Source organism: Candidatus Streptomyces philanthi (assembly GCF_059553635.1).
Window position 1 is genome coordinate 1 of the sequence record NZ_JCANQV010000406.1, and the last position, 4,073, is coordinate 4,073.

A 4,073-nucleotide genomic window follows, 5' to 3' on the forward strand; every position below is an offset into this window, starting at 1 on the left:
CCGCAGCCGCTCGGCATCGAGGTCGCCCCCACCGGTGACGCCGCCGTCGACGCCCGGCTCGGCCGTCTCGCCGAGGCCGACGACCTCCCCGCCGACGGCCACCTCGCGGTGTACGAGGATGTGCACCGTGGGCTGCGCGACGCGCTGGCCGCCCTCGACCAGCGCCCCGGACCGCCCGCACCGTCCCCGACGACGCACGACAACAGGAGCTGAACCACAGGTGGCAGGAGTGGCACGACGCCGACTCGACGCGGAGCTGGTGCGCCGCAAGCTGGCCCGCTCGCGCGAGCACGCGAGCCAGCTGATCGCCGCGGGACGGGTGACCGTCGGCAAGACGGTCGCGACCAAACCCGCCACCCAGGTCGAGACCAGCGCGGCCGTGGTCGTCCGCGCCGACGACTCCGACCCGGACTACGTCTCCCGCGGCGGCCACAAGCTCGCCGGCGCCCTCGCCGCCTTCGTCCCCCGCGGCCTGCGCGTCGAGGGCCGCCGGGCCCTGGACGCCGGCGCCTCGACCGGCGGGTTCACCGACGTCCTGCTGCGGGCCGGCGCCGGCCATGTCGTCGCCGTCGACGTCGGCTACGGCCAGCTCGCCTGGTCGCTCCAGAACGACGACCGGGTCACCGTCAAGGACCGGACGAACGTCCGCGAACTGACCCTCGACCACATCGACCAGGTGCCCGTCGACCTCGTCGTCGGCGACCTCTCCTTCATCCCCCTCGGCCTCGTCCTGCCCGCCCTCGTCTCCTGCACCGCCCCCGGCGCCGACCTGGTGCTGATGGTCAAGCCGCAGTTCGAGGTCGGCAAGGAACGCCTCGGCAGCGGCGGCGTCGTCCGCAGCCCCGAACTGCGCGCCGAGGCGGTCCGCGAGGTCGCCGCCCGCGCCGCCGGACTCGGCCTGGGCGTCCTCGGTGTGACCGCGAGCCCGCTTCCCGGTCCCTCGGGCAATGTCGAGTACTTTCTGTGGCTGCGCGCCGGGGCGCCCGCACTGGACCCGGCGGACGTCGACCGTGCAGTGGCGGAGGGGCCTCGTTGACCACAACACACGCAGTTGAAGACAGCGCGACATCCGAGGAGGGGGGGAACGCCGCACGGCGGACCGTCTTCCTCCTGGCACACACCGGCCGCCCGGCGGCCGTCCGCAGCGCCGAACGCGTCGTCCGGGGGCTGCTGGGCCACGGCATCGGCGTCCGCGTCCTGGCGGAGGAGGCCGCCGACCTGCCGCTGCCGGCGGCCGTGGAACGCGTCGCGACCGAGCAGTGCGCGGCCGAGGGCTGCGAACTGCTCGTGGTGCTCGGCGGTGACGGCACCCTGCTGCGCGGCGCGGACTTCGCCCGGACCTCGGGCGTCCCGATGCTCGGCGTCAACCTCGGCCGGGTCGGTTTCCTCGCCGAGGCCGAACGCGACGACCTCGACAAGGTCGTCGACCGCGTCGTCACCCGCGCCTACGAGGTCGAGGAGCGGATGACCATCGACGTGCTCGTCCGCAACAACGGCGGCATCGTGCACGCCGACTGGGCGCTCAACGAGGCGTCGGTGGAGAAGGCCGCGCGGGAACGGATGCTGGAGGTCGTCACCGAGGTCGACGGCCGCCCCGTCTCCCGCTTCGGCGGCGACGGCGTGGTCTGCGCCACCCCGACCGGCTCGACCGCGTACGCCTTCTCGGCCGGCGGGCCCGTCGTCTGGCCCGAGGTGGAGGCGCTGCTGATGGTGCCGATCAGCGCGCACGCGCTGTTCGCCAAGCCGCTGGTCACCTCCCCGAAGTCGGTGCTCGCGGTCGAGGTGCAGCCCAAGACGCCGCACGGCGTGCTGTGGTGCGACGGCCGCCGCAGCGTCGAACTGCCCGCCGGCGCGCGGGTGGAGGTCCGCCGCGGCGCGGTACCGGTACGGCTCGCCCGGCTGCACCACGCCTCCTTCACGGACCGCCTGGTGGCCAAGTTCGCCCTCCCGGTGGCGGGGTGGCGCGGCGCGCCGCACTGAGCGGGCCGCCCGCCGCCCGCCGGTGACGACGGCACGGCGCGGGGCGTCCCGATCGGGTGAGCCGGCCGGGACGCCCCGGCGGATTCCGGCGCCACGTCCGGGCCGCCTGTTCCGGCCGGGTTTTCCGGGGAATCCGGGGCGGGAGTGGCGGGAGGCCGTCGCGGGGCGGGCGGTGGACCTCGTAAGGTCGTATCCGTGTTGGAGGAGATGCGGATCCGGTCCCTGGGCGTCATTGACGACGCCGTAGTCGAGCTGTCCCCGGGATTCACGGCGGTGACGGGCGAGACGGGCGCGGGCAAGACCATGGTCGTCACCAGCCTCGGCCTGCTGCTCGGCGGGCGCGCGGACCCCGGCCTGGTGCGCATCGGCGCCCGGTCGGCGGTCGTCGAGGGCCGCCTCACCCTCGACCCCGCGGCCCCCGCCGTCGCACGGGCCGAGGAGGCCGGCGCCGAACTCGACGACGGCGCACTGCTCATCAGCCGGACCCTCTCCGCCGAGGGCCGCTCCCGCGCCCACCTCGGCGGCCGGTCCGTCCCGGTCGGCCTGCTGGGGGAGCTGTCCGACGACCTGGTCGCCGTGCACGGCCAGACCGACCAGCAGGGCCTGCTCCGCCCCGCCCGCCAGCGCGAGGCCCTGGACCGCTACGCCGGGGACACCGTCGCCGTCCCCCTCGCCGCCTACACCACCGCCCACCGCAGACTGCGCGCGGTCCTCACCGAGCTGGACGAGCTGACCACCCGGGCCCGGGAGCGCTCCCAGGAGGCCGACCTGCTGCGCTTCGGCCTCGACGAGATCGCCGCCGTCGAACCGCTGCCCGGCGAGGACGCCGCGCTCGCCGCCGAGGCCGAGCGGCTCGGCCACGCCGAGTCCCTGGCCTCCGCCGCCAGCGCCGCGCACGCCGCGCTCGCCGGAAACCCCGAGGACCCCGAGAGCGTCGAGGCCACCACCCTGGTCGCGGGCGCCCGGCGGGCCCTGGAGACGGTCGGCGGCCATGACGCCCGGCTCGCCGGCCTCGCCGAGCGGCTGGGGGAGATCGGCATCCTGATGGCGGACGTCGCCGGTGAACTGGCCGGATACGCCGACGGGCTGGAGGCCGACCCGCTGCGGCTCGCCGCCGTCGAGGAGCGCCGGGCCGCCCTGACCCATCTGACCCGCAAGTACGGCGAGGACACCACGGCCGTCCTGGCCTGGGCCGAGGAGAGCGCCGCACGCCTCGCCGAACTGGACGGCGACGACGACCGGATCACCGAGCTGGCCGCGGAACGCGACGCGCTCCGCGCCGAACTGGGGGTGCTCGCCCAGGCGTTGACCGACGCGCGGAACGCCGCGGCCCGCCGGTTCGCCGACGCCGTCACCGCCGAACTCGCCGAGCTGGCGATGCCGCACGCCCGGGTGAGCGTCGCCGTCCGGCAGACCGAGGCCGACGGGGAGACCGACGGCATCGAGGTCGGCGGGCGCGCCGTCACCTACGGCCCGTCCGGCGCCGACGAGGTCGAACTCCTGCTGGCCCCGCACCCCGGCGCCCCGCCCCGGCCGATCGCCAAGGGCGCCTCCGGCGGTGAACTCTCCCGGGTCATGCTCGCCGTGGAGGTCGTCTTCGCGGGCTCCGACCCCGTACCGACCTATCTGTTCGACGAGGTCGACGCGGGGGTCGGCGGCCGGGCGGCGGTCGAGGTCGGCAGGCGGCTGGCGCGGCTGGCGAAGTCGGCGCAGGTCGTCGTCGTCACGCATCTGCCGCAGGTCGCGGCGTTCGCCGACCGGCAGCTGCTGGTCGAGAAGACCCACGACGGCTCCGTCACCCGCAGCGGCGTCACCGTCCTGGAGGGCGAGGACCGCGTCCGCGAACTGTCGCGGATGCTCGCCGGGCAGGACGACTCCGAAACGGCCCGCGCCCACGCCGAGGAACTGCTGGAGACGGCCCGCGCCGGACGCTGACGGGCGGCGCGGGCGGACGAGGGGAGGGGCACGATGGGGACGGCCGGTCGCGGGACGGCGCCGCCCGGCGGCCTTCTCCGCAGCGCCTCGTAGGCGGCCCGGGTCACCCCGGCCGCCCGGAGCAGCGCCGTCCCGCGACCGGCCGGCCCCCTCGTGCC

At 76.1% G+C, this 4,073-nt stretch carries 3 protein-coding genes and 1 pseudogene; all 4 read left to right on the forward strand.

Annotated features, from left to right (window positions below):
* Positions 1 to 213: pseudogene (locus tag AC51EU_RS27865) on the forward strand (hypothetical protein); the annotation flags it as partial.
* A 7-nt stretch (positions 214 to 220) separates the two neighbouring features.
* A complete protein-coding gene (locus AC51EU_RS27870; protein ID WP_496269858.1) occupies positions 221 to 1,036 on the forward strand; it encodes a TlyA family RNA methyltransferase in 816 nt (271 codons plus the stop codon).
* Entirely contained in the window at positions 1,033 to 1,980 is a 948-nt protein-coding gene (locus AC51EU_RS27875) for an NAD kinase (protein WP_496269859.1), read from the forward strand. The genes AC51EU_RS27870 and AC51EU_RS27875 overlap by 4 nt, the downstream gene beginning before the upstream one ends.
* A gap of 207 nt (positions 1,981 to 2,187) precedes the next feature.
* The gene (gene recN / locus AC51EU_RS27880) at positions 2,188 to 3,915 is read left to right on the forward strand and encodes a DNA repair protein RecN (protein ID WP_496269860.1); all 1,728 of its coding nucleotides are present in this window, start codon (positions 2,188 to 2,190) and stop codon (positions 3,913 to 3,915) included.
* Positions 3,916 to 4,073: the final 158 nt, after the last annotated feature.

What these genes read in the sequence shown, in the direction of transcription:
- recN (WP_496269860.1), top strand. Translation starts at nt 2,188, where the DNA reads ATGCGGATCCGGTCCCTGGGCGTCATTGACGACGCCGTAGTCGAGCTG.